We start from the raw sequence: 25,039 nt of genomic DNA, 5'->3' as shown, positions 1-25,039 counted from the left end.
GCCCTTGCGTGCCGATCCTTGGTTCTGTTCCCTTATCCAATTGAAATATATCCGAAATTCCGGGCTTCGCCAGTGAAGCCGATTACATTTTTTCCATGCCCGGATGTGGGACCAGCTTGGTTCGGTTCTGGATTTGACGGAACAAAACAGATACAAAGAAGCCAGCACGTAATCAAATGGTGGGATAATGGATCCGATTTCTTTGGCAGCAGGGGCGCTTGGCGCATCTGTTCTGGCACTTGTCTTTAGCATCATGATGGTCAAGCGCATCAAGGATGCCGCGGAGGCCGAGACGGAGTCGCGCACAGCCCTTCTGGCGTCCCAGCTTGAACATGCGGAAAATACCCGGCGCGATCTTGCGACCGAGGTCGCCCAGATGCGTGAAAAGCTTTCCGAGGCATCGGAAAAGCGTGCCATTGCCGAAACCACGGCCAACCGGGTGCCCATCCTTGAAGCCGAGATGAAGGAGCTTCGCACCGCCCTTGATCAGTGGCGTGAAAAGGGATCCGAGCTTGAGACCGCGCTTGAGAAAGAGCGCGAGGCGGCCAAGGAAAAGCTCGAGATGCTCGAAGATGCCAAGACCAAGCTGCTGGATAGCTTCAAGGCGCTGTCGTCCGATGCGCTCAAGGTCAATAACGACGAGTTCATGAAGCTGGCGCGTGAGAATTTCTCGCGCCTGCAGGAAGGGGCCAAGGGCGATCTTGAAAAACGCCAGCAGGCCATTGACGGGATCGTAAAGCCCATCCGGGAACGCCTTGAGGCTTTTGATACCAAGGTCAATGAACTTGAAAAAAACCGCAAGGAAGCTTACGGCGAGCTGCGTGAACAGGTCGGGACCCTGGTACAATCGCAACACAAATTGTCCAAGGAAACCCAGACGCTGAGCTCTGCCCTGCGGTCCAGTTCCTCGGTGTCGGGCAAATGGGGCGAATTGCAGCTCAAGCGCATTGTCGAACTGGCTGGGATGCTCAAGCATTGCGACTTTGATGAACAGGTGCATTTCAACACCGACGAAGGTATTCAGAAACCCGACATGGTCATTCACCTGCCGGGCGGCAAGAATATCGTGGTCGATGCCAAGGCCCCGACATCGGCCTATCTTGAGGCGATTGACGAGAAATATGACGAAGATCGCCGCGAAGCCTTGATGGCGACCTATGTCACCAATGTGCGAAAGGTGATAACGGATCTTTCGAAAAAATCATACTGGAAGTCGGTCGACAGTCCGGAATTTGTCGTGCTGTTTCTGCCCGGTGAAAGCTTCTTCTCGGCCGCCCTTGAACGTGATCCGCGCCTGATCGAGGACAGCTTCCGCGATGGCGTGATTTTGGCAACGCCGACAACCTTGCTTGGATTGCTTAAGGCCGTTTCATATGGCTGGCGACAGGAAGCTTTGGCCGAAAGCGCACGTGATATCAGTGAAATCGGTTTGCAGCTTTATGATCGTCTGGGCGCGCTTGCCAAGCATTTCTCATCAATGGGAAAATCGCTTGAAAGTACGGTGAAGCATTACAACAAGACGCTGGGGTCACTCGAAGGATCGGTTCTGGTGTCGGCGCGCAAGCTCAAGGAAAAGCATATCGTCTCTGATGACCGTATGATCGAGGAACCGTCCCCGTCAGAAACCCATGTGCGCGAAATCACCAAGATGGAATTGCTGGCCGGGCCAGAGGATGCGACGCCAGACGCCAAGGATTAAGCCAAACCGGTTTTGGCCGAGATCCCTTGTGGGCGACATGGCAGCCATAACGGCTAAATCGGGCTGTTTGCTTGACTTGGGCGTGGGGAAACCTTATCTCGAAGCGCGAAATTCGCTATAATTATAGGAGGGTCAGGTCCCCCTAATTTGATTTGAATGGCAGACGTTATATTTGTGATCTCCTAGGAAAAGCCCGCAGTGCGGGGGAGGTCTCCCGGATAAGGGGTTTGACGCAGGAGCGCGCGAATATAACGTCTGTCCTTCGGATTCACCTGATTTGCACGGGCTACGTTGTCGCAAAGCCTTGAAAGATGTATATCTTCCTGCGGTTTTGCTTCGCGTATCCGCACAAATCAGGTGAACCATTTAAACCAAATTAGGGGGACCTGACCCTCAACCAAGTTCGAAACCGGATCAGAGACCCATGGCCCTGCGTGAAATTCTTATCGTTCCAGACCCGCGCCTGAAAAAGGAATGCGAACCGGTCGAGGAAGTGAATGATGAGATCAAGACCCTTCTTAATGACATGCTTGAAACCATGTATGCGGCACCGGGCATTGGCCTTGCAGCGCCGCAGATCGGGGTGATGAAACGCGTGGTTGTCATGGATGTGTCCGATGACAAGGACAAGCCGGAACCGCTGAAGCTGATCAATCCGGAGATCATCTGGGAATCCGAGGAAACTTCGATCTATCAGGAAGGGTGTCTGTCGATCCCGGAACAATATGCAGATGTCGAACGCCCGGCCGAAGTCGGCATGCGCTATATGGATGAAAACGGCGAAATGCACGAGATCGAGGCAGACGGGTTGCTTGCGACCTGTATCCAGCATGAGATCGATCACTTGGATGGCGTTTTGTTCACCGATTATCTCAGCGCGCTTAAGCGCAACATGATCCTGAAAAAAGTTCAGAAGCTGCAGAAAACCAAAAAGTCTGCCTGAGACGTCTGATCAGAAACGCATGCGAGGGGCCGGTTTTCCGGCCCTTTTGTTTTGTGTGGGTTACGATTTGCGGGGCTTGATGTCTTTTGGGTCAAGCCCGACAATCCAGCCTTCACGTTCCAGAACACTTGGCGTCCGTGGCAGATGTTCCAGACGGCGACCCTCGGCGATTTCGATCAAGCCCATCACACCGATCAGTGCGTCAAAGGCATTGTCCTTGCCGTGATCCGGGCCAAAGCCATCCTTGATATCGGCCCAGACCGCAGCGCTGATTTCGATGCCCCTGATGTGGGCATCTTTGCGGAGTTGGTGCAGGTATTTCTTACGGCTGATTTGAATTGATTTAGTCAACTCACTTGTATCAGTAAGCCAGCCATAAATTTCGCCGGGATAGGTTTCAATCAGGGTGACGCCGGTGGATCTGGTGCAGGTTTTGAGATCGCCCGAAAACGGCCAGATGTTAAATCCATCGGCATGACCCGGGATGATCAGGTTTTTGAGGCCATGCAGCATCCCTTTGCCGACCTGATTGGCGCCAAGCGTCCAAAAGGGCGGGCAGGCGGCGTTGCGTTGGGTGGTTGGGAATTCGCAGGCGCGATGAAGCGCATCGAAATCGGTCAGGCCCAGTGCCTTGATCAGATGATCGCGTTTGACACTGCCATTTGTGCCGGAACTTCGAGGGTAGAATGGCCGTTTGTGCCGGATTTCATCCGGTGATTGGCAGACCTCAAAGAATTCCTGCCATTTATCGGTTTGAAGAGTGTCCAGCAAGGATTTGAAGTCTTTGATATTCGCGCCATCATACCACGCGTCAAGAAATCCGATCGGCATATCAAGGCCAAGCCAGAGCGCATTCTTCTTGCCATGGCTGGCAAGCGATTGGTGGAACTGATGGAGCATCCCGACCGGTTCGATGGCGTGGATTTGCCAGCCGGTGTCACGGCGGCTGGCTTTGGCGACCCAGCGGCCCTTGGCCGACAGGCTCCAGTCTGCGTGCCAGATATGGCTGACCGGGTATTTGGGCGATTGAGGTAAGGCTTGGCTTGTCATTTGGGCAGGATAAGGCCAAATTGCCGCCAGAAGAGTCAAAAGATGAATGGACGAGTGATATGACCAAGCTGCGCATTGCCTTTATGGGAACCCCGGACTTTGCCCTTGTGGCGCTAAAGGATCTGGTGGCGGCGGGTCATGACGTTGTTTGCGTCTATTCCCAGCCGCCGCGGCCGGCAGGGCGCGGGCACAAGGAAACGCCAAGCCCGGTGCATGCCTGGGCGGACGCGCAGGGGATTGAGGTCCGCCATCCGGTATCCTTGAAATCGGCCGAGGAACAGCAGGCCTTTGCCGATCTTGATCTCGATGTTGCGGTGGTTGCGGCCTATGGCCTGATCTTGCCGAAAGCCATTCTCGATGCGCCGAAATTTGGCTGCCTGAATATTCACGCGTCGCTTCTGCCGCGCTGGCGTGGCGCAGCGCCGATTCAGCGCGCCATTCTGGCCGGGGATGCGGCGACCGGTGTCACCATCATGCAGATGGATGTCGGGCTGGATACCGGTGACATGCTTTTGATTGGTGAACTGCCGATTACCTCGGAAACTTATGCCAATGCCCTGCATGATGATTTGGCGGAACTTGGCGGCAGGATGATTGTCGAGGCGCTTGAAAAGCTCCCCAAGGGGGAACTTGTTGCCACCAGGCAGCCTGAAGAGGGTGTGACCTACGCGGCAAAGCTGGAGCGCGCCGAGGCCAAGCTTGATTTCAATGATGATGCCGCTGCACTCGAGCGCAAAATCCGCGCCTTTACCCCGTGGCCGGGGGCCTATTTCGAGCTGGGTAAGGAACGCATCAAGGTGCAGGCGGCCGAGGTGATGGATCAATCCGGCCCGGTGGGTGAAATCCTTGATGACAAGCTGACGATTGGCTGTGGCACCGGCGCGCTGCGTCCGACCCGTATTCAGCGCCCGGGCAAATCGGTGATGGATACTGATGCGGTGCTGCGCGGCTATGACAAGCTTGCCAAGGGCGTAAAGCTGGGCTGATGGCAAATATCACGGCACATGCGGGTGGTGATCTGACGATCCGGCCAGCTTTCAACCGCGATGGCGATGGCATTGCCGATCTGATCGCGCTGGTGTTTGCCGATTATCCCGGCTGCGTGTTTGATCGTGCCGCCGAATTCCCCGAGCTTGACGCGATTGCCGATGACTTCAAGGCCGATGACGGCCGGATCTGGGTTGCGGTCGATGATCTGGATCGGGTTCTGGGCTGTTTCGGGGTTAAATATGATGCCGCCACCCGCGAAGCTGAGCTTCACAAGGTTTATCTGCATCCCACTGTCCGCGGGCGCGGTATGGCGCAAAAGCTTATGGCAAAGGCATTGGCGTGGCTGGGGCAAACCCATCCCGAATGTCAGGTGGTGACGCTGTGGACCGATACGCGGTTTGAGGCCGGGCATCGGTTCTATGAAAAATGCGGCTTTGCGCGCACAGGCGAAAGCCGCATTCTGGATGATCTTTCCAATTCGTCGGAATGGCAGTTCCGGTTTGACTTTGCGGCATATCAGAAGGCGCTTGGCTTCTAGGTCAGGTGCCTATCGGTTATTTGCCGACATCGCGGGCGGTTTTGCTGGTGTCGGTGGTGCCGTCACTGTTGCGGCGCACCGCACGGGCATCGCGGAAGCCGAGCTCCCACGGCGGGACCGGGGTGAATTTTTCGGCCAGAAAATCAACAAAGGCCCGGACCTTGGGTGACAGGTGGCGTTTATGCGGATACACCGCCGAAATCCATGCCTGATCATGGACATATTCGGTCAGAACCGGGGTCAGGCGACCCGCACGGATATCTTCATGGACGAGGTATTCGGCCAGACGCGCCATGCCAAGCCCGGCCAGAACCGCCTCGTGCAGCACGTCACCGTCATTGGCCGAGAACGAGCCCTGTGCGCGGAACGCCACGTGACCATCGGGCGTTTCAAAGTGCCAGTCGTTAAAGCTTTCGCGCGATGACAGATGCAGGCAGTTATGGTTTTCAAGATCCTGCGGTTTGCGCGGGATACCGTTCTTTTCGAGATATTCCGGTGATGCGACGATCATACGTCGGTTGACCGCGTATTTACGCGCAATCAGCGACGAGTCTTCGAGTGCCGACAGGCGAATGGCAAGGTCATAGCCATCGTTGACCAGATCGGTGAATTTATCATCAAGGGTCAGCTCAATCCGCACATCAGGATAGCGTGCCAGAAATTCCGGGATCAGCGGCACCACCTGCATCTTGGTAAAGGCCACCGATGCGTTGATCCGCAGCGTCCCGCGCGGGGCGGCATAAAGCTGGGTGACGACTTCTTCGGCTTCCTCGATCTCATTTAGGATCGTGCGGGCGCGTTCGTAAAAGGCGCGGCCTTCCTCGGTCAGGCTGAGCTGACGGGTGGTGCGCATCAAAAGACGGGCACCCAGACGATCTTCAAGGCGCGAGATGTATTTCGAAACAGCTGACGGTGACAGGCGCATTGTCCGGGCAGCGGCCGAGAAACTTCCTTCCTCGACTGCATGGACAAAGATTTCCATTTCCGCGGCGCGATCCATATTCAGCTTTCCTATTTATGACGGACATTCACAAGTAATGTGCATATTGAGGTAATTCTCTTTCCCCGTAAAGGAAATTAGATTGAGTTCATCGAGAGCGACACGGCGTCGCAACGAACGAAATTTTAGGAGGTCACCATGGCCACTTACGAAGAAATCACCACCCGTTACATCTCCACCACCGAAATCGAGGCAGGTGTACGTAAAGGTCAGCAGCTCCGCGCTGAATTCGTAGGCTCCTTCTTCCGTAACCTGTTCAAAGGTTCCGAGAAATCAGCCGACGTAAACCATCCGGCCGGCACCGTTGGCGGTGCTGCCTAACTGACGACCTAACTGCATGCGGTCGAGCGCCGATTGATTTCCTCCCCAAGAGGTGCTCCCGCAGGCAGGGACTATGACGACGGTTTCTATCTAGCGTCTTCCTCCCTATTTGACGCTGTTTTCCCGACTGGCCCGGTCACTTTTGTGATCCGGGCCATTTTTTTCGCAAAACGCTTTAATCGGCTTCTTTCGGGGCGATGTTGGGCGGCATGTAAAAGCCCGGCCGTTCCGAGAACCAGGACCCCAGACTGACGATGGCAGCGGCAATCAGGGTCACGACCAGCATGGTGGCAATCGACATGTCGGCCGCAAACATCCAGCCATAAATCGCCGGGCCCATGGCCGAGGCCAGCACCATGACCGCTGTAAGTGTACTGCGCACCGCGCCAATTTCATCAAGCGGCACCAGTTCCGGGATGATGGCGGTGCGCAATGTCGTGGCAAAGCCCACAGTAATGCCAACCAGCCCCATATAAATCAGGATCACCCACGGCGTGGTTGTCAGGGCCAGAATGGCAATACCAACCATCATCGGGATCAGATGCCAGGGAAACAGGCGGCGGGCAGAATGTTTGTCAATCAGCGGACCACTGCCAAACGCGCCCAACACCGACGTGATGGCAAAAACCGTGAAACCTGCCGCAAACCAGCCAAGATCGATCCCCTTGCTGTTGGAAATCGCGCCTTGATGGAAGAAAAGGGCGGTCATGATCAAGGGTGGCGCGGCCAGCATCGGCATGCAGAACCAGACATAAACTGATTTGAACAGGCGCGGGTGATCACTTTGGGGGTGGCTTTCCGGGGAGTCGGCACGCGCCGTGCCGGATGCAGTGGCCGATTCGCCTGATTTCGCGGGTGCCTTGCGGAATTTTGCATCGCTTCGAATAAGCCAGATCGCAACCGGCAGCAGGACCAGCAGAATAAACGCCGCCGACCCGGCATAGGTGTATCGCCAGCCAAAGGCGGCAATCAGGGCCAGCAAGGTGGCGGGCATGATCGCCTCTGCCAGGGGAAAGCCGAAACTGGCAATCGCCAGCGCCCGTCCGCGATTGCGCGAAAAATAGCGCGCAATACCGGTCATGCTGACATGGCTCATCAACCCCTGACCGGCCAGACGCAGCACAAACAGGGCGGTAATCAGCATCCAGACATTGCCGGCGAGCGCAATCATCACACAGCCAAGTGCGAGTAACGCCATGGTGGCAAGGCTGTAGGACAGGATATCGACCTTGTCGATCCAGCGGCCAACGACTGGCAGGCAGAGCGCGCTGGCAATGGTGATCCCAGCATAGATATTGGCAAATTCGGTTTCATTGAGTGCAAGGCTGGCCGAGATGAAGGGTACAAACAGTGCGACCAGAAACGTCTGCCCGAACGAGGAGCCAAAACTGTGCAACGCGCCAAAGGCAAGTTGGCGGGGCGCTTGGCGAAGCAAGATCAAAAACTGCATGCGGATTCCGGCGAGGTAAGAGTGGGGCGCAAAATTAAATAGTATGAGGAATTTAACCGTACCGGTTATGCCTGTCTACCTGCCCGAAACTATGTAGCTAGTAGTTCATCATAAATGGGATGTCTTTAGCACATTTGTGATGAGGCTCAATACAGACGTAGATTCAGTATTTGCTTCCGATAATTGATTAACTCAAAGCGCATTGAGTCGATATCGCGTTCAAGTTCAGCAGCTAATTTGGGAATGTTATGAAAAGCAGTCGAAGTAATACATCTCCACAGATCGTTCATCGTTCGCGCAAGACGATCAAAAGAACCCTGTAAAGGGAGAGGGATAATATTACTTTTCCGAATCTCATCTGCCGAGAGAATGACGCGCCTTACGTGCGATATTCCATCTTCCGAGTAAAGTAATTTTATGATCTCGTCAGCAGGAGAATTTAATTCGTTCTCCTTATAGAGTTCTAGAGAGATGCGCATAAAAGCCTCTCCTCCAGTGCAGAAATTTTCAATGTCTGCTAGCTTAATATTGACATCTGCTAATAAAAAATCCTCCCTCTGCTGCTGAGCAACTCTCTCCGAATGTAAAATTTGCTTCCTCGTTGAAACGATAACAGAAAAACCGCCTGCAAGACCCAGCAATCCCGCAGTCAACGCCTCCCATTGGAGGGTTCGTATTGAGTTGCAGAGGTTTGATGTGCATCCAGCAACCAATGAGTTGCCAGAAAGACCTACCCCAATTACTGAGATTGCTGCGAGCAAAACCAAATGAACCGGCCACCAATCCTTGACGTGTCTTGTAATTGCAGTTTTGGTCAACGCCGATACATCCTAATCACTAACTGATTGCGTGAGATGTTAGCGCATATGGTGTGTTGGTAACACTCAAGAAAAAGCCCGCAAGCATTTCGCTTACGGGCTTTGACTTTCGTCGGGACGGAGATGGTTTAGCTTGCGGCGACTGCCGGTGTCGGGGTGTTCTTTTTACCCTGCCACCAGTTGAAGGCCAGAACCGCAAGAAGGACGATCGTGCCAGCGATTTCTGCCCGGATGTCAGGATAGAACACGCCGATGGTTGCCGGAACGATGATTATGCGTGAAAGCACATCCATCGGGGCAAACAGATAGCCTTCAAGGGCGGCGGCAAAGGCGACCAGACACAGGATCGCGGTAAAGCCGGTCCAAAGGACGATCTGGATCGAACCGCCTTCGATGATTTCCGGATTGAAGACCATGAAGGCCGGGATCAGATAGAGACCCTTGGCAAACTTCCACGCCTGAATGCTGGTTTCCATGGGGCTGGCGTTGGCAATCGCGGCCCCCGCGAAGCCCGCCAGTGCAATCGGCGGCGTCACGTTACTGTCCTGCGAGTACCAGAACACCACCAGATGCGCGATCAGAAGCGGAATGCCGAACTCGTTCGACAGTGCCGGACCCACCAGCACGATCAGAACGATATAGGACGCCGTGACTGGCAGACCCATACCGAGGATCAGGCTTGCGATCAGCACCAGAACAAGCGCCAGAACGATGTTACCACCCGAAAACGCGATCATCATCGACGAGAATTTCAGGCCAAGACCAGTGACGCCAACCACGCCGACAATGATACCGGCAACCGCACAAGCCATCGAAACGGCAACGGCGTTTTTCGCACCAAGTTCAAGGGCGGCAATGGTGATCGCGGTGCCCTTGCGAATGGCAGCGATCAGTTTTTCGTGGCTTGGTTTTTCACCTTGCTGCGGGGCGACAAAGAAGAACCACAGCGCATAACGCAGGGCGGCAACCGCCATCACCGACAGAATGGCCCAGAAACCCACCCGCATCGGCGAGATGTTAAGCACCAGCAGGTAAATCAGGATGCCCAGCGGCAGGATGAACTGCCAGCCTTCCTTGAGAACTTCTTTCCAGTCCGGAAGCTCTTCGACCGGCATACCGCGCATGCCCTGTTTCAGGGCAACGATATGCACAAACAGATAAACCGTGCCGAGATAGAGGATCGCCGGGAAGATCGAGACCAGAACGATGTCGAGATACGGCACCTGGGTATATTCGGAAATCAGGAACGCACCCGCCCCCATCAGCGGCGGGGTGATCTGGCCACCGGTGGAGGCTGCGGCCTCAACACCGCCCGCCTGTGCCGGGCGGTAGCCGAGCTTTTTCATCAGCGGAATGGTAAAGGCGCCCGTGGTGACCACGTTGGCAATTGCCGAGCCACTGATCGATCCCATACCGGCCGATGCCAGAACGGCGGCCTTGGCCGGGCCACCCGGTTTTCTGCCGGTGGCGGCATAGGCCATATCGATGAAGAATTTACCCGCACCCGTGACTTCAAGGAACGCCCCAAACAGAACGAACATGAAGATATAGGTCGCAGCAACCCCCATCGGCAGGCCGTAAATGCCTTCCTGACCGAGGTAAAGTTGCCCGACAAGGCGATCAACGTCGTTGCCGCGATGGGCAAGAATGCCCGGAAGCCATTCACCGACCCACGGCAGTGCACCGCGCGGACCCGACAGGGCGTAAATGATGGCAACGATGCCAATCACGGTCATGCCAAGGCCGACCGCACGGCGGCTGGCCTCCAGCACGGTAACGGTGGCAATCACGCCGATGATCAGGTCGGTTTCGCTCCAGAAACCGGCGCGGTTGATGATTTCATCAAGAAAGAACGTAAGATAGAAGCCCGTGGTAAAGGCGCCGGCCAGGAAGGCCAGATCAATCACCCAGCCAAGGAAGCCGCGCTTTTTGTTGCTGCCGAAAATCGGGAACATCAAAAAGGCCAGGAACATCACGAACGCAAGGTGAATACTGCGTTGATAGAACAGGCCAAGCGGTTCGATCCCTGCGCCATACATCTGAAACAAAGAGAGTGCGACTGCGACGATCGAGATTGCCCACAGAACCAGTTTTGGCTGTGGCAATCTATCCGTCATGGATGGCAGCGTTGCCTGTTCGGACATGAAATTTATTCCCCGGTATCAAGGCGGATGGTGACACGGGTGTGTTCAGCCATCTTTGAAAGGTTGATTTCGTCACGGTCAGTGACGATGCGGTGGTTCACCGCAAGTGAGCCGACGCGCAACACATAGGCATTGCCGCGTACAGGTTCGTCGATATCTTCGATCCAGTATCCGCCGCCTTCTGCGCTGGTCAGGATCCCGCGACCGGGATAATGACCAAGTCCCGCCGCGAAGTCGGGCTGATAGGCGCGATGGAGAACCATCTTGCCAAGATCGTCGACATAACAGTCAATCACGCCATCACCGGTGACAGAATGGTTCCAATACAGGCACCAGCCGGTTTGACGCGGAATTTCGGTTCTGGCCAGAAGCGCCCCGTCCTCACCGATCACCTCAAGATGATCAATAACGGTGCCGGGCTTGACGTGATCCTGATAGGCCGGGCCAGCACATGCCGTGATCAGGAGAAGAAGGGCGGCCATTGCTGGCCGCCCGAACTTTTGCAGAAGCATCTTACTTGATCAGCTTCGGCGGAATCGGCATGCCGGTTTCTTCGTAGTAACGAAGGGCGCCCGGATGCATCGGGATCGGGGTCGAGTTCAGAGCGAAATCAACCGTGGTGTCGTTTGCTGCCGGGTGGATGGCGATCAGTTCGTCGACCTTTTCAAACAGGGTCTTGGTGATCTGATATGCCAGTTCCTCGTCCATTTCTTCGTTCACGAACAGAACGTTCGGGGTCGAAATGGTGTTAACCGGTGCAGTTACACCTTCGTAAACGCCTTTACGCAGGGCGTACGGTGCGAAGGTCGGCTCTGCATCGAGGGCCGCCAGGATTTCATCGTCGGTCAGCGCGATCAGTTTGATTTCACGCGTGGTCGCGAGGTTCAGAATCGAGCTGGTGGGCGGACCAACGCTCCAGAAACCGGCATCGATGTCACCATCACGAAGGGCATCTGCGGTTTCGTTGAAGTTCAGGCGCTGTTCTTCGATGTCATCATAGGTGATGCCGTTGGCGCTCAGCAGGGTCTGTGCCGAAACTTCGGTACCCGAACCCGGTGCGCCAACAGAAACGCGCTTGCCTTTAAGGTCGGCAAGGCCGTTGATGCCGCTGTCGGCCATGGTGACGAGCTGAACAGCGTTCGGATAGATCGACGCCAGGGCGCGAACGTTATCAAGGGTACGGCCTTCGAATTTACCGGTGCCGGTGTAACCAGCATAAACGGTATCAGCCAGACCGATTGCGATGTCACTGTCGCCACGGGCAATCAGGCCCATGTTTTCAACAGATGCGCCGGTGACTTCGGCAACGGCACTGGTGCCGTCGATGTATTTGGTGATCAGTTCCGCAAGGCCACCGCCATACGGATAATAGGTGCCACCGGTACCACCGGTTGCGATTGACAGTTGCTGTGCCGACGCGGGTGCGACGGTCAGCATCATGGCTGCGGCTGCTGCGGTGAGCAGGGTACGGAGCTTCATGATAGTCCTCCCTAGGGTTAAACACTTAAGCGACGAATAGATCCAAGAGATCGTAAAACAATATGGGTCTTCACGTTCGTTGGCGGCCTGTAAACCGGGCCTGTTGTTTTTGGGTTTTCGAAGGTGCCGGATGTTGATCGCAACATGCTTGGCCGATCAAGCCAGACGGGCACCCTTCAAAGACCATTTCCAAGAGATGATTTTAAGTCAGCCGTTTGAACCGTCCGAACCGGACCGGCTGTCAGATTTCCTCCCTCGGATTTTTGTCAGTTTATCATTTTGGTGTTTTAAACTGCAATGAGTATGCCAAACAGGAAATAAAATTAATAATTACAAATCAATGACTTAGATTGCTTCAGTTTGTCAATTCGGCATAATCTTGCCGATTTACCAAAATGGATCGGCGGATTCTTGCCGATTTGTTGCGCGCGCGAACAAAATATCGCAACGCAACAATAGTTTAGGCCGGTTTGTCACGCCGGATGTTGAGCTTTTTCATTTTCTCGTTAAGCGTCCGGCGCGGAATGTCGAGTTCTTCCATCACCGATTTGACATTGCCGTCATGGCGATCAAGCGCATCGCGAATGATGCGTTCTTCAAACTCGCGGACCTGATCGGCAAGGGCAAGATCGCCGGTGGGGGCTGCTGTTGTTTCAAAACCACCCTTGAACAGCCGTTTGAAGCGTTCTTCCGGACTTCCAACCAAAAGAACATACCGTTCGGCCATGTTTTTAAGCTCGCGGACATTGCCCGGCCACTCATGGGCCCTGAGTTGCGCGATCAATGCCGGAGACAGGCGTTCATACGGGCGTTCGAACCGCTCAGCCGCCCGTTCGGCAAAGATATCAAACAGAAGCGCGACGTCATCCTGGCGTTCGCGCAAGGGGGCGATGGACAGTTCAAACGTATTGATGCGAAACAGCAAATCTTCGCGGAAATTGCGTTCGGCAACGGCGGCGACCAGATCCTCGTTGGTGGCACAGATCAGGCGAAAATCGACCTTCACCGGCGCGTTGGAGCCCAGCCGCACCACTTCGCGCTGTTCAATCACGCGCAGCAATTTGGCCTGAAGGGCAAGTGGCATGCTTGATATTTCATCAAGAAACAGCGTGCCGCCAATCGCATGTTCGATCCAGCCGATCCGTTGGCTTGCCGCCCCGGTAAAGGCCCCCTTTTCATGGCCAAACAGTTCGCTTTCGGCCGTGCTTTCGGGAATGGCGGCACAGTTTACCGCGACAAATTTTTCATCGCGCCGGTCGCTCAGGTCATGGATGGCACGCGCGACCAGTTCCTTGCCGGTGCCGGTTTCGCCTGAAATCAGAACCGGGACTTCGGTTGGTGCAATATTGGCGATTTCATCCTTGAGATTACGCATCGGCATCGAATTGCCGATCAGGCGGGATTCAAGGCTGCCGCGGCTTGCGATCTGACGCCGAAGGTTGCGGTTTTCAAGAACAAGACGGCGCTTTTCAATGGCGCGTTCAAGGCTTTCGACAATGTCTTTGGGCTCGAACGGTTTTTCGACGAAATCATAGGCGCCGCTTTTCATCGCCTCGACCGCCATTGGCACATCGCCGTGGCCTGTCATCAGGATGATCGGGATGTCCGGGTCGGCGGCCAGCACAGAACGGGTAAAGGTAATGCCGTCAAGCTTCGGCATTTTGACGTCGGTCAGGATGACCCCGGCAAATTCGGGGCTGATGTCATGCAGGGCCTCTCCGGCATCTTCATAGACCGTGACGTCAAAGTCGGAAAGCTCAAGCCACTGGGCAAGCGAGATACGCATCGCCTCGTCATCATCGACAATGATGATGTGCGGTGTGATCTGAATTTCTGCGTCACTGTGTGGCACTTGCTTGGTGGTCGTCACGGTGTTTTACCCTTGAGTAACGGCAGGCGAACTTCGAAACAGGCCCCGGCCGTTTCGGTGTTATAGGCTTTTATGCTGCCTCCGAAGTCCCGCACAATGCCATAAGTTACCGAAAGTCCCAATCCCACGCCTTGCCCCGGATCCTTGGTGGTAAAGAACGGGTCAAACAAAAGCGACAGGGTTTCTTCATTCATGCCAGGCCCGGTATCGGTAATCTGCATGATGACGTCGGTTTTGGTGCGCGTAAGGTCAATGCGGATACGTTTGACCGAACTGTCGGCCATGGCATCAAGCGCGTTGCGGATGATGTTCACGCAAATCTGTTCGATCCGCACAAGGTCGGCCTGGATCACCAGTGGCGTATCGGGTTCATTACGCTCAAGCGTGCATTCTTCCTGCTGCAATTGGGGGCTTAGCAATTGCAGGGTGTTATCCAGCGCGATCTTGAGGTCAACCGGCTCCAGCACGCCGGTGGATTTACGCGAAAACGTTTTGAGCTGACCTGTGATTGCACCCATGCGTTCGGTGAGTGCGGAGATCTGGTTGATGTTCTGATCAAGCTTTTCGGTTTTGCCGCGCTCCAGCATCAGTTTGGCACTGGCACAGAATGTCCGGATGGCGGTGATCGGCTGGTTGATTTCATGGGCGATGGCAGCCGACATCTGACCCAGGGCCGCAAGCTTTCCGGCCTGCACCAGTTCGTTTTGGGTGCCACGCAGTTCTTCCTCGGTTTTGCGCCGAACAGCGATTTCTTCCTCAAGTCGGATGTTCAGTGCCTGAATGCGGGCAAATTCACGCGCTTCGCGCTGGGAGGCGAGCTTGAGTTCGCGTTCGCGCAAAAACAGGATGATCAAAATGATCAGCCCAGCACCACTGGCGGTAATGAACAGGGCGGCCGCCTGACGGTTGGAAACATAATCCATCGATGTCAGGTAATAGAGCCGCCATTTGCTGCCCTGCATATGTTTGTCATCAAACAGGAAGCGTTCGGAATTAATCGTGACAATCCCGGTGCCCTTGACCAGTTGTTGGCCGATATCAAGGGATGCCAGTTCCTTGCCGGGATATTGTTGATGGCGGGTAATGCGCCCGCGGACCTCGGGCGAGAGTTCGGAAAGCGTGCGATATTTCCAGTCGCTACGACTGGTCATGGTGATCACGCCGTCTTCATCTGCAACAAATACGGTCTCGCCGCCTTCCTGCCAGTTCCGTTCAACCTCATCAAGTTCTAGTTTGACCACCGAAACGCCGATGATTTCATCGTCGCCGCGGATCGGGTTGGAAATAAACAGGCCTGCCCGCCCGGTGGTCACCCCGATGCCAAAGAAAAATCCCTCGCCGCCGGTAATTGACTGACTGAAATAGGGGCGAAATCCGTAATCCTCGCCAACAAAGCTGTCGGGTGTGTTCCAGTTGCTTGCCGCGACCGTCATGCCGGTCTTGTCCATGACATAAAGGGCGGCTGCCCCGGATCGTTGTTTGACCCGTTCAAGATACATATCCGCAGTGCGCGGATTTCCGGTGCCGGTGATGGCGGCGATCACTTCGTGATGGCGGGCAACGACATAGGGCAGATAGCGATATTGATCGACGGCCGCACGCAGCGAACTGTCATACAACGCCAGGCGTGCCTGTGCGGTGCGATGCAATTCATTGATTGTCAGATTGCCGGTCGAACTGACAACAAGCCAGACAACAAGTGTCGAAATCAAAACCCCGGCAGCGGTCAGGCTGGCACGGCTGAACTTGCTTAACCAATAGAAAATCGCGACCTCCCGTCGGGTCAGGGATCAATTTGGTTTGTCCCGCGTTCGGGACAGGTGGGCATTTTACCCTGATGCGATGATTGTTATTTGCCGCAGCGGCGCAAAGTCAACAAATACAGCGATGTGACAGATTGCACTGCGACTGTATTCGACAAGCCTTAATTATGCCGCAAGTGGTTATTTTTTCGCCACATTGGAATGTAAATTGTATAGTCACCACACGAATGAGTGAAATGTATCTGTCCAGTAGATGAGGTCCAGGTGAGTAAGATCGCACTTGTTGATGACGACCGTAATATCCTGACGTCGGTTTCGATGGCGTTGGAAGAAGAAGGATATGAGGTCCTGACATATTCTGATGGCTCGGAGGCACTTCATGCCATCACGAAGGAAGAGCCTGATCTTGCGGTGCTTGATATCAAGATGCCCCGTATGGACGGACTGGAACTTCTGACCCATTTGCGCAAGAAAACCGAAATGCCGGTGATCTTCCTGACGTCCAAGGATGACGAGGTTGATGAACTGACCGGCCTGCGCATGGGTGCCGATGATTACATCAAGAAACCGTTTTCCCAGCGTTTGCTGATTGAACGTATTCGCACCCTTTTGCGTCGCGCGGAAATCATGCGTGCGGGGGGGGTGCGCCCGAACGGGTCGGATGATGTTCTGCAACGCGGTGATCTGGTGCTTGATCCGTCGCGCCACATGTGCAGCTGGAAAGGTCAGCATGTTAATCTGACCGTGACCGAGTTCCTGTTGATCCAGGCACTGGCCAAACATCCGGGGCATGTGAAAAACCGTGACCAGCTGATTGATGCGGCGTACGGCGAACATATCTATGTCGATGACCGCACGATCGACAGCCACATCAAACGCCTGCGCAAGAAATTCCGCGAGACCGACAAGGAATTCAAGGAAATCGAAACCCTGTATGGCGTCGGTTACCGGTACCGCGACACGGCCACTGTGGCAGGTTGATCAGGATTTATGACGCGCCGGAGCTTTGTGCTTCGGCGCGCACTCTTTTGCAGGCCCGCTTCCCGGGCCGGTTATTGCAGGTTTGAATGAGCGATCTTGGGACTGGTGATCACGACCAGCACACAGGTCCGTCCGAACCCCGGACGACACGGATAGAGGAACGCCACGGGCTGTTTTCGCCTTTGACCTGGCGGATTCTGGCCGTGAACGCGCTGGCACTTTTTGTGCTGGTGGCGGGTATTTTGTATCTGGGCCGCTACAAGCAGGAACTTATTCATTCCGAACTGGAAGCCATGGCGGTGCAGGCGGAAATGTATGCCGCTGCCCTGTCGACGTCGGCGGTGAGTTCCAGTGATGATGCAACCAACCGGGTGAAAATCGAAGTGGCGCGCGAAATGGTGCGCCGTCTTGTCGGGATTACCGGCGCACGTACCCGGCTTTTTGCCACCAATGGCAGCCTTTTGGCTGATAGTCGCAGCATCCAGTCACTTGGTGCGGGCACCATTCAGGCCGAACAACTTCCACCCCCCGGCGAAGAAGATGCCTTTGCCGATATCATGCGCAAACTGACCGATGGCATCCTGACATTATTTGAGGGCGAACAACCCTTGCCACTTTATGTCGATCCGCCGGTTGCCAGTGCGGCCGATTACCCGGAAGTGCGCGCAGCCCTTGCGGGCTATTCGCGCGGGGTTGTCCGCGTTGATAGCGAAGGACGCCGGGTCTTGTCGGTATCGGTGCCGGTTGCCCGGTTCAAGCAGGTTCTGGCATCGGTGATGATGACCAAAAGCGGCGAATCGATTGAAAACGCGCTGCATGCGGTGCGGCTTGATATCCTGAAGATCTTTGTCTTTGCCTTTGGCATTACGGTGTTGTTGTCGATCTATCTTGCCGGCGTGATCACACGTCCGCTGAACCGGTTGGCGCGTGCGGCCGAACGGGTCCGGCGCAGCAAAAACCGCCAGTTTGCCATTCCCGATCTGTCGGATCGCCGTGATGAAATCGGCGATCTGTCGACCACGCTTCGCGATATGACCGAAACGCTGTGGGACCGTATGGACGCGATTGAACGGTTTGCCGCCGATGTCGCGCATGAGATCAAAAACCCGCTGACATCATTGCGGTCGGCGGTGGAAACCGCGACCCGCCTTAAGGACCCGGAACGACAGCGCCGCCTGATGGAAATCATCGCCGAGGATGTGCAGCGTCTTGATCGCCTGATCAGTGATATTTCCGATTATTCGCGGATGGATGCCGAATTGTCGCGCGCCGAAAGCGAGGAAGTCGATCTTGGTGTGCTGCTTTATACGCTGGGCGAACTTTATAACGCCGATGCCGAGGGCCCGCGGATCAGGGTGTCCGTGCCTGAAAACCTCAATGTCCCGGCGCTTGAAAGTCGTCTGACACAGGTCTTCAGGAACCTGATTTCGAACGCGATTACCTTTACCCCGGAAGGTGGTGAAGTGCGCGTGCGGGCATGGCGCGATAAAAACTGGGCCGTGATTACGGTCGAGGATGACGGCCCGGGCATCCCGCCTGGCAAGGAAGAGGCGATCTTCAACCGGTTCTATACCGAACGCCCTGCGACCGAGAAATTCGGGCAGCATTCGGGCTTGGGGCTTTCAATTTCCAAGCGAATCATTGCCGCCCATAATGGCGAGCTTAGTGCACAGAATCGCGTGGTCCGTGACGAGGTCAAGGGCGCTGTCTTTACCATTCGCCTGCCGCTCGACTAAGATTTTTCAGCGCAGAAAGTGCGAAATGCCTATGCGGGAGGTTAAGTGGATCACGCCCCGGGCTTTTGGGGTTTGACAAGCCAACCTCTGCCAAGCATCGTTTTGCATTATGTCCCAGATTCACGCAAATTGTGTCCGGATCGGCGCCCATGCGGTGCTGTTGCGCGGGCCTTCCGGATCTGGAAAATCCGGGCTTTCGCTGCGTCTGATTGATGCCGGCGGTTTTCTCGTTTCTGATGATCGAACCGACCTTGTGGCGCGCGATGGGCGCCTGATCGCCAGCGCACCTGATCAGATTGCCGGATTGTGCGAAGTCCGCGGCATCGGTGTTGTGCGCGGTTTGCCGCAAAAAACCGAAGGCGACGTGCGGGTTTTGATTGATCTGGTCACCGATCCAAACACGGTTGAACGCATGCCCGAACCCGATTTCGAAGAGATTTGTGGCATTGCGATCCCGCGTTGGACATTATGTGCATCCGATCTGGCCATCGAGGCAAAGATTGGAGTAGCTTTGGCGCTCGCGACGGGTGGAATGACACTTGAACCGTAATCCACAGGACCCAGACTTGCAGAAAACTTCGGCGAATTCTTCGGACAGCCAAAATAAGGCCCTGGGGGCGTTTGATGGCAAAAGCGGACTGGTTCTTGTGACCGGGGTATCCGGTGCCGGACGCACGACGACCCTTAAGATTCTTGAAGATTTCGGCTTTGATGCGGTCGATAACCTGCCGCTGCGGATGCTGTCCGCCCTGGTGCCGGGGGATTGCCGCCCGGAACAGCCGATTGCCATCGGCCTTGATATCCGGACCCGTGATTTCGGTGTAGATCAGTTTGTCGAGATTGTCGGTCGCCTGCGCAAACAGACGGGCATGGATCCGTTGATGATCTATGTCGATGCCGACACGACGGTCCTGCAGCGCAGGTTTACCGAAACCAGACGTCCGCATCCGCTCAGCCATGATCGGCCTCTGGTCGACGCGATTGAACATGAAAAACGCCTGATGGCGCCGATTGCAGCGACCGCGGATATGCGCATTGACACATCGCGCCTGAAATCGGCCGAGCTTCGCAAGATCCTGCAAGACCAGTTCGACATTGGCGAAAATGAAGGCCTTGCGATCTTTGTGCGCAGCTTTTCGTTCCGTCAGGGTGTTCCGGCAGAAGCCGATCTTGTTTTTGACGTTCGCTTTCTGCGCAACCCGCATTATGATCCCGAGCTTCGCCTGATGACCGGGATGAATGCGGCTGTTGGGCAATACATAGAAGAAGACCCGGATTTCGCCGGGTTTATCGACCGCCTGAAGGCAATGCTGGAGCCGATTTTGCCGCGCTATGCGCAGGAAGGTAAAAGCTATCTGACCATTGCGGTCGGGTGCACAGGTGGTCAACATCGTTCGGTTTATATCGCGCGGTTACTCAATGACTGGATTGCCGATCTGGGATATGACACACATCTCAGCCATCGGGACAAACCGGACGAGCCGACCTCGGGGGAGTGAAAAATGGAGAAAACTGCATGATCGGGATGGTGCTGGTCACCCACGGCGATCTCGCGAAAGAGTTCGTATCTGCCTTGCAGCATGTTGTTGGCGAACAGGAAAATGTCGAAGCGGTCTGTATCGGACCGGATGACGACATGGAACAACGCCGCGCAGATATTCTTGCCAGTGTCGAAAAGGTCGACAGCGGCAAAGGTGTTGTCCTTCTGACCGACATGTTTGGCGGGACCCCGTCCAATCTGGCGATTTCCATTATGGAACAGGCAAATGTCGAAGTCATCGCAGGGGTTAATTTACCTTTGCTGATTAAACTCGCATCTGTTCGCATCGACGGCACCTTGGCCGAGACGGTCAATGCGGCCCAGGATGCGGGGCGTAAATACATCAACGTTGCGTCGCGTTTGCTGAGCGGCGAGGAATAAGTCAGCCACAAAAAGAACAGGGCCGGATGCGCGGGGACGGTGCATCAGGCTTGCGGGGACATACATGGCGCAGAAGGAAAAACGCACTTTAACAATCAGCAACCAGCGAGGATTGCACGCGCGGGCGGCTGCAAAATTTGTTAAACTGGCAGGTGAATTTCAATCGAGCATCATGGTGCGCAACCGTGGCACCGAAGTGTCGGGTGTGTCGATCATGGGTTTGATGATGCTGGCCGCATCGATTGGCACCGAGATCGAAGTCGAGGCCACCGGCCCGGACGCCAAACAGGCGATTGATGCGCTTAACGAACTGGTCGATGCCAAGTTCGACGAAGAATAGGATCCCGCGGATCACGATGTGAGGCCGCGGGCGTCTGAGTTTCGGGAAACAACAAGAACGAGTTGGTAGCAGACAAGGCTTGCAAGTTCCTCCGACAGACCAAACTGTTTCAGATGAAAATAACTCGGGCGTTCGCCGGGTCATAACCGGATTGGGCGCATCGGGCGGGATTGTGATCGGTCGCGCCTTTGTTCTGGATCGCCAGATCGTCCATGTCAGCCGCAAGCCGATTTCCCAAGATGCCGTGCAGGCCGAATGCAAACGCCTTCATGATGGCGTTGCCGAAAGCATTGATCAGCTCAAACGCCTGAAATCCCAATCATCGAGTGCCGAAAGTGCCGCATCAGAGGAACTTGGCTTCCTGATGGATGCCTATATCCACATGCTGACCCAATCGCGTCTGGTGCGCGGGGCTGAAGAACTGATCGTCTCGCGCAAGCTTAATGCCGTGCATGCGGTCAGCGAAGTGATCGATGCGATTGCCGAACAGTTTTCGGGCATGGAAGACAGCTATCTTGCAGCACGCGCCACGGATATTCGCGAGGTGGGCCTGCGTCTGATGCGCTGCCTGATCGGTGAGACCGACCGGGCAATGGACAATGCCCCACAGGGGTCCATCCTGATTGCCGAGGATGTCAGCCCGGCCGATATGGCCCGCTTTGAACCGGGCCAACTGACCGCCTTTGTCACCGCCCTTGGCGGGGCAGAGGGGCATACCGCCATCATGGCGAGATCCCTTGGCATTCCGGCCGTTCTGGGGGCTGCTGATATCGTTCGCGGCGTTGCTGGCGGCGATCAGATCATTATCGATGGCGGGCGCGGCGAAGTGATCCTGTCGCCAAGCGATGCCGATATTGAACATTATACCCAACGCCGCGCTGACTGGCTGGCGGCGCGCGAAAAGCTGGCATCCCTTCGCGATGTGCCCTCATCAACGCGTGACGGCATCGATATTGACCTGCATGCCAATATCGAACTGCCAATCGAACTTGCCGCTGCTTTGGAAAACGGGGCGACCGGTATCGGGCTTTTGCGCAGCGAGTTCATGTTCATGAACAAGGACTATCTGCCAGACGAGGACGAGCAATACGAAGAACTTGCCGACATTGTCAAACGCATGGATGGCAAACCGGTCACCATCCGAACCCTTGATATCGGTGGTGAAAAACTGGCCGTCGCCCTGCAAGATGAAATCGTGTCTGGCCCGAACCCGGCCCTTGGATTGCGTGGCATACGGTTATCATTGCGCAAGCCGGAATTGCTTGAAGCACAGTTTGCCGCCATCCTGCGTGCCTCCCTGCATGGATCGGTTCGGGTGTTGCTTCCGATGGTGGTCAACGTGCATGAAATGACCCGTGCGCGTCAGATCTATGAGGCGGTGGCAAAGCGCCTGCGCAAGGATGGACATCCGATCCCCGAAACCCTGCCACCACTTGGTGCGATGATCGAAATTCCCGCCGCGGCGCTGGCGGCGGATACCTTGGCGCGCGACAGTGATTTCTTTGCCATCGGCACCAACGACCTGACGCAATATACCCTGGCGATTGATCGCACCGATGATCAGGTGGCGGGCATGTTTGATCCGCTGCATCCGGCTGTGTTGCGCCTGATCCGTGATGTGATCAAGGTGGCCCGCGAACGCGATATACCGGTCAGTGTCTGTGGCGAGATGGCTGGTGATCCGCGCTATGTGCCGCTGTTCATCGGGTTTGGGTTGCGTAACCTTTCGATGTCGCCGGTCAATCTGTTGCTGGTCAAACAGCGCCTGCGCCGCCTTGATAGTCGCAATTCCGAACATCAGGCCAACCGCGTCATGGAACAATGGGATTCTGCCCGGATTGCCATGATGCTTGATGACTTCAACGATCTCGCCTGAAAAATCCCGTTACTCATAGCTTGTTGTGATCGGCATCTGTCCCAACATAGGGGACAGTTTTGTCCGCGAATATTCCTGGTTTCCTGCTGCAAAAAAGGCCGGGATTGCAGGGCGTGGGCATCTTTTATCCGGTCCGGTTTTGCCCGGAATGCAAATTCCGTCAAAAAAGGACTTGAAAACGATATAAAGATATCTTTATATGTGGCCTATAGCGATCAGGGAAATGATCGCAACAGAATTCTTCGGCGTATCGGCGGGATGAAAATCCCATGCGGATGCGCCATTCCTGTTTGATTGGAGACGATATGTCGAACTTTACCGATTACAAGGTCGCTGATATCTCGCTGGCCGGTTGGGGCCGCAAGGAAATCGCGATTGCCGAAACCGAAATGCCGGGCCTGATGGCGCTGCGCGATGAATATGGCGCGGCCAAGCCGCTTGCTGGCGCGCGCATCGTCGGCTGCCTGCACATGACCATTCAGACCGCAGTTCTGATTGAAACCCTGACGGCACTCGGCGCAGAAGTTCGCTGGTCTTCGTGCAACATCTTCTCCACCCAGGATCAGGCTGCTGCGGCGATCGCGGCTGCTGAAATCCCGGTATTTGCCTGGAAAGGCGAGACCGAGGAAGAGTTCTGGTGGTGCATCGAGCAGACCATCTCCGGTCCGAACGGCTGGAAGCCGAACCTGATCCTTGATGATGGCGGCGACGTTACCCAGCTGATCCACGACAAGTATCCGGAACTTCTCGAAGACATCAAAGGTCTGTCGGAAGAAACCACCACCGGTGTGCACCGCCTCTATGAAATGGCGAAAAAAGGCACCCTTAAGGTCCCGGCGATCAACGTCAATGACTCGGTCACCAAGTCGAAATTCGACAACCTGTATGGCTGCCGCGAATCCCTTGTTGATGGTATCAAGCGCGCAACTGACGTCATGGTTGCCGGCAAGATCGCCGTTGTTGCCGGTTTCGGTGACGTGGGTAAAGGTTCGGCTGCGTCCATGCGCAGCCAGGGCGCACGCGTTCTGGTAACCGAAATCGATCCGATCTGCGCATTGCAGGCCGCGATGGAAGGTTACGAAGTCACCACCATGGAAGACGCAGCACCGGTTGGCGACATTTTCGTCACCACCACCGGTAACATCGACATCATCACGCTTGACCACATGCGTGCGATGAAAGACCGCGCAATCGTTTGCAACATCGGTCACTTCGATTCCGAAATCCAGATCGGTTCGCTGCGTAACTACAAGTGGGACAACGTCAAGCCGCAAGTCGACGAAGTCGAATTCCCGGACGGCAAACGTCTGATCGTTCTGGCCGAAGGCCGTCTGGTCAACCTTGGTTGCGCAACCGGTCACCCGAGCTTTGTTATGTCGGCATCCTTCACCAACCAGGTGCTGGCCCAGATCGAGCTGTGGAAAAACCACGCGAACTACGAAAACAAGGTTTACGTCCTGCCGAAACACCTTGATGAGAAAGTTGCAGCCCTGCACCTTGATCGTCTTGGCGTGAAACTGACCAAACTGTCGTCCGAACAGGCCGAATATATCGGCGTTCCGCAGGCTGGTCCGTTCAAGCCGGATCATTATCGCTATTAATTGGCGCTACTAATTGGCAGCTGCCGATTTGCATCAAAGCCGGTCTGTTTATTCAGACCGGCTTTTTTGGTGTCCAGATACAAAGCAAGTTGTTAGAAGCATTTAAATCTTGTCAGACGGATGGCGGCCATGCCCCAGCTTGAAATCGAATATTCTGCCCAACTGCCGATCAAGGATGAATTGTCCAAGTTGGCGGTTGATTTGCATTACGTCATCGCCCGCGAGGCCGATGCGGAACTGAGTTCTTTCAAGACCCGGATTACGCCGCTGGAAAATGTCGTGATCGGCGATGGTGACCCGAAAAACGCCATGGTGCATCTTGATATCCGGCTTCTGTCAGGCCGGATCAATGCGGTGAAATTCGCCACTGGCGAGGCCGCCCTTGCAGCCCTGATTGATCGGCTGGAATGGCTGGTTGGCGATTATCAGGTGCAATTCACCGTCGAGGTCCATGACCTTGATCGGGAAAACTATTTCAAGCATGTCACTGACGGCCCCCGCGCGGCCTGATTGCGCCGC

Annotated in this window: 23 protein-coding genes; 14 read left to right on the top strand and 9 right to left on the bottom strand. The window is 55.3% G+C overall.

Annotated elements, in window-relative coordinates:
- Window positions 1–187 precede the first annotated feature (187 nt).
- Together DY252_RS21755 and def are read left to right on the top strand one after the other, a co-directional pair.
- On the top strand, window positions 188–1,699 hold the full coding sequence (locus DY252_RS21755; RefSeq protein ID WP_064788142.1) for a DNA recombination protein RmuC: 1,512 nt from the start codon (window positions 188–190) through the stop codon (window positions 1,697–1,699).
- Between the two features lie 424 nt (window positions 1,700–2,123).
- Window positions 2,124–2,642: a peptide deformylase gene (gene def / locus DY252_RS21750; RefSeq protein WP_064788143.1), complete on the top strand. Its 519-nt coding sequence runs from the start codon at window positions 2,124–2,126 to the stop codon at window positions 2,640–2,642.
- Between the two features lie 60 nt (window positions 2,643–2,702).
- Here def and DY252_RS21745 read toward each other — a convergent pair whose 3' ends face one another.
- Entirely contained in the window at window positions 2,703–3,692 is a 990-nt protein-coding gene (locus DY252_RS21745; protein WP_064788144.1) for a hypothetical protein, read from the bottom strand.
- A 59-nt stretch (window positions 3,693–3,751) separates the two neighbouring features.
- On the opposite strand from DY252_RS21745, the gene fmt reads away from it, so the two are divergent.
- Both fmt and DY252_RS21735 read left to right on the top strand, forming a co-directional pair.
- Entirely contained in the window at window positions 3,752–4,678 is a 927-nt protein-coding gene (gene fmt, locus DY252_RS21740; RefSeq protein ID WP_064788340.1) for a methionyl-tRNA formyltransferase, read from the top strand.
- Window positions 4,678–5,220 (top strand): GNAT family N-acetyltransferase, encoded by a 543-nt coding sequence (locus DY252_RS21735; protein ID WP_064788145.1) that lies wholly within the window; start codon window positions 4,678–4,680, stop codon window positions 5,218–5,220. The genes fmt and DY252_RS21735 overlap by 1 nt, the downstream gene beginning before the upstream one ends.
- Window positions 5,221–5,236: 16 nt before the next feature.
- On the opposite strand, the gene DY252_RS21730 is transcribed toward DY252_RS21735, so the two are convergent.
- Complete coding sequence (locus tag DY252_RS21730) at window positions 5,237–6,220, bottom strand: LysR family transcriptional regulator (RefSeq protein WP_064788146.1); 984 nt, start codon at window positions 6,218–6,220, stop codon at window positions 5,237–5,239.
- Between the two features lie 138 nt (window positions 6,221–6,358).
- On the opposite strand from DY252_RS21730, the gene DY252_RS21725 reads away from it, so the two are divergent.
- Window positions 6,359–6,541: a hypothetical protein gene (locus DY252_RS21725; RefSeq protein ID WP_008889045.1), complete on the top strand. Its 183-nt coding sequence runs from the start codon at window positions 6,359–6,361 to the stop codon at window positions 6,539–6,541.
- A gap of 175 nt (window positions 6,542–6,716) precedes the next feature.
- Here the strand turns inward: DY252_RS21725 and DY252_RS21720 are convergent, their stop codons facing one another.
- From DY252_RS21720 to DY252_RS21690, 7 genes are all read right to left on the bottom strand, one after another.
- Window positions 6,717–7,991 (bottom strand): MFS transporter, encoded by a 1,275-nt coding sequence (locus DY252_RS21720; RefSeq protein WP_064788147.1) that lies wholly within the window; start codon window positions 7,989–7,991, stop codon window positions 6,717–6,719.
- 146 nt (window positions 7,992–8,137) lie between these two features.
- On the bottom strand, window positions 8,138–8,809 hold the full coding sequence (locus tag DY252_RS21715; RefSeq protein ID WP_129542788.1) for a hypothetical protein: 672 nt from the start codon (window positions 8,807–8,809) through the stop codon (window positions 8,138–8,140).
- A 128-nt stretch (window positions 8,810–8,937) separates the two neighbouring features.
- Complete coding sequence (locus tag DY252_RS21710; protein ID WP_064788149.1) at window positions 8,938–10,953, bottom strand: TRAP transporter permease; 2,016 nt, start codon at window positions 10,951–10,953, stop codon at window positions 8,938–8,940.
- 5 nt (window positions 10,954–10,958) lie between these two features.
- Window positions 10,959–11,435, bottom strand: coding sequence for a DUF1850 domain-containing protein (locus DY252_RS21705; protein ID WP_231959662.1), 477 nt, complete (start codon window positions 11,433–11,435; stop codon window positions 10,959–10,961).
- Window positions 11,436–11,466: 31 nt separating this feature from the next.
- Window positions 11,467–12,432 carry a TAXI family TRAP transporter solute-binding subunit gene (locus tag DY252_RS21700; protein WP_064788150.1) on the bottom strand — a complete coding sequence of 322 codons (966 nt, stop codon included), beginning with the start codon at window positions 12,430–12,432 and terminating at the stop codon, window positions 11,467–11,469.
- Window positions 12,433–12,892: 460 nt separating this feature from the next.
- Entirely contained in the window at window positions 12,893–14,302 is a 1,410-nt protein-coding gene (locus DY252_RS21695) for a sigma-54-dependent transcriptional regulator (protein WP_197482556.1), read from the bottom strand.
- Window positions 14,299–16,014, bottom strand: coding sequence for a sensor histidine kinase (locus DY252_RS21690; protein WP_064788151.1), 1,716 nt, complete (start codon window positions 16,012–16,014; stop codon window positions 14,299–14,301). Before DY252_RS21690 ends, DY252_RS21695 begins: the two co-directional genes overlap by 4 nt.
- A 315-nt stretch (window positions 16,015–16,329) precedes the next feature.
- On the opposite strand from DY252_RS21690, the gene DY252_RS21685 reads away from it, so the two are divergent.
- From DY252_RS21685 to DY252_RS21645, 9 genes are all read left to right on the top strand, one after another.
- Window positions 16,330–17,046 carry a response regulator transcription factor gene (locus tag DY252_RS21685; RefSeq protein ID WP_008889052.1) on the top strand — a complete coding sequence of 239 codons (717 nt, stop codon included), beginning with the start codon at window positions 16,330–16,332 and terminating at the stop codon, window positions 17,044–17,046.
- Window positions 17,047–17,132: 86 nt separating this feature from the next.
- A complete protein-coding gene (locus tag DY252_RS21680; RefSeq protein WP_231959663.1) occupies window positions 17,133–18,782 on the top strand; it encodes a stimulus-sensing domain-containing protein in 1,650 nt (549 codons plus the stop codon).
- Window positions 18,783–18,891: 109 nt separating this feature from the next.
- Window positions 18,892–19,332, top strand: coding sequence for an HPr kinase/phosphorylase (locus tag DY252_RS21675; protein WP_064788152.1), 441 nt, complete (start codon window positions 18,892–18,894; stop codon window positions 19,330–19,332).
- A gap of 16 nt (window positions 19,333–19,348) precedes the next feature.
- Window positions 19,349–20,281, top strand: coding sequence for an RNase adapter RapZ (gene rapZ / locus DY252_RS21670; RefSeq protein WP_008889055.1), 933 nt, complete (start codon window positions 19,349–19,351; stop codon window positions 20,279–20,281).
- Window positions 20,282–20,298: 17 nt separating this feature from the next.
- Window positions 20,299–20,703 carry a PTS sugar transporter subunit IIA gene (locus tag DY252_RS21665; RefSeq protein ID WP_008889056.1) on the top strand — a complete coding sequence of 135 codons (405 nt, stop codon included), beginning with the start codon at window positions 20,299–20,301 and terminating at the stop codon, window positions 20,701–20,703.
- 64 nt (window positions 20,704–20,767) lie between these two features.
- Window positions 20,768–21,043, top strand: a complete 276-nt coding sequence (locus DY252_RS21660) for an HPr family phosphocarrier protein (protein ID WP_008889057.1) — start codon at window positions 20,768–20,770, stop codon at window positions 21,041–21,043.
- 79 nt (window positions 21,044–21,122) lie between these two features.
- Complete coding sequence (ptsP, locus tag DY252_RS21655) at window positions 21,123–22,919, top strand: phosphoenolpyruvate--protein phosphotransferase (RefSeq protein WP_051007567.1); 1,797 nt, start codon at window positions 21,123–21,125, stop codon at window positions 22,917–22,919.
- Window positions 22,920–23,224: 305 nt separating this feature from the next.
- Window positions 23,225–24,520: an adenosylhomocysteinase gene (gene ahcY, locus DY252_RS21650; RefSeq protein WP_008889059.1), complete on the top strand. Its 1,296-nt coding sequence runs from the start codon at window positions 23,225–23,227 to the stop codon at window positions 24,518–24,520.
- 129 nt (window positions 24,521–24,649) lie between these two features.
- Window positions 24,650–25,030: a 5-carboxymethyl-2-hydroxymuconate Delta-isomerase gene (locus DY252_RS21645; protein ID WP_064780501.1), complete on the top strand. Its 381-nt coding sequence runs from the start codon at window positions 24,650–24,652 to the stop codon at window positions 25,028–25,030.
- Window positions 25,031–25,039: the final 9 nt, after the last annotated feature.

The sequence above is a fragment of the Thalassospira indica genome (assembly GCF_003403095.1).
GTDB classification, from domain to species: Bacteria; Pseudomonadota; Alphaproteobacteria; order Rhodospirillales; family Thalassospiraceae; genus Thalassospira; species Thalassospira indica.
This window is presented reverse-complemented; position numbering and strand designations above follow the sequence as displayed.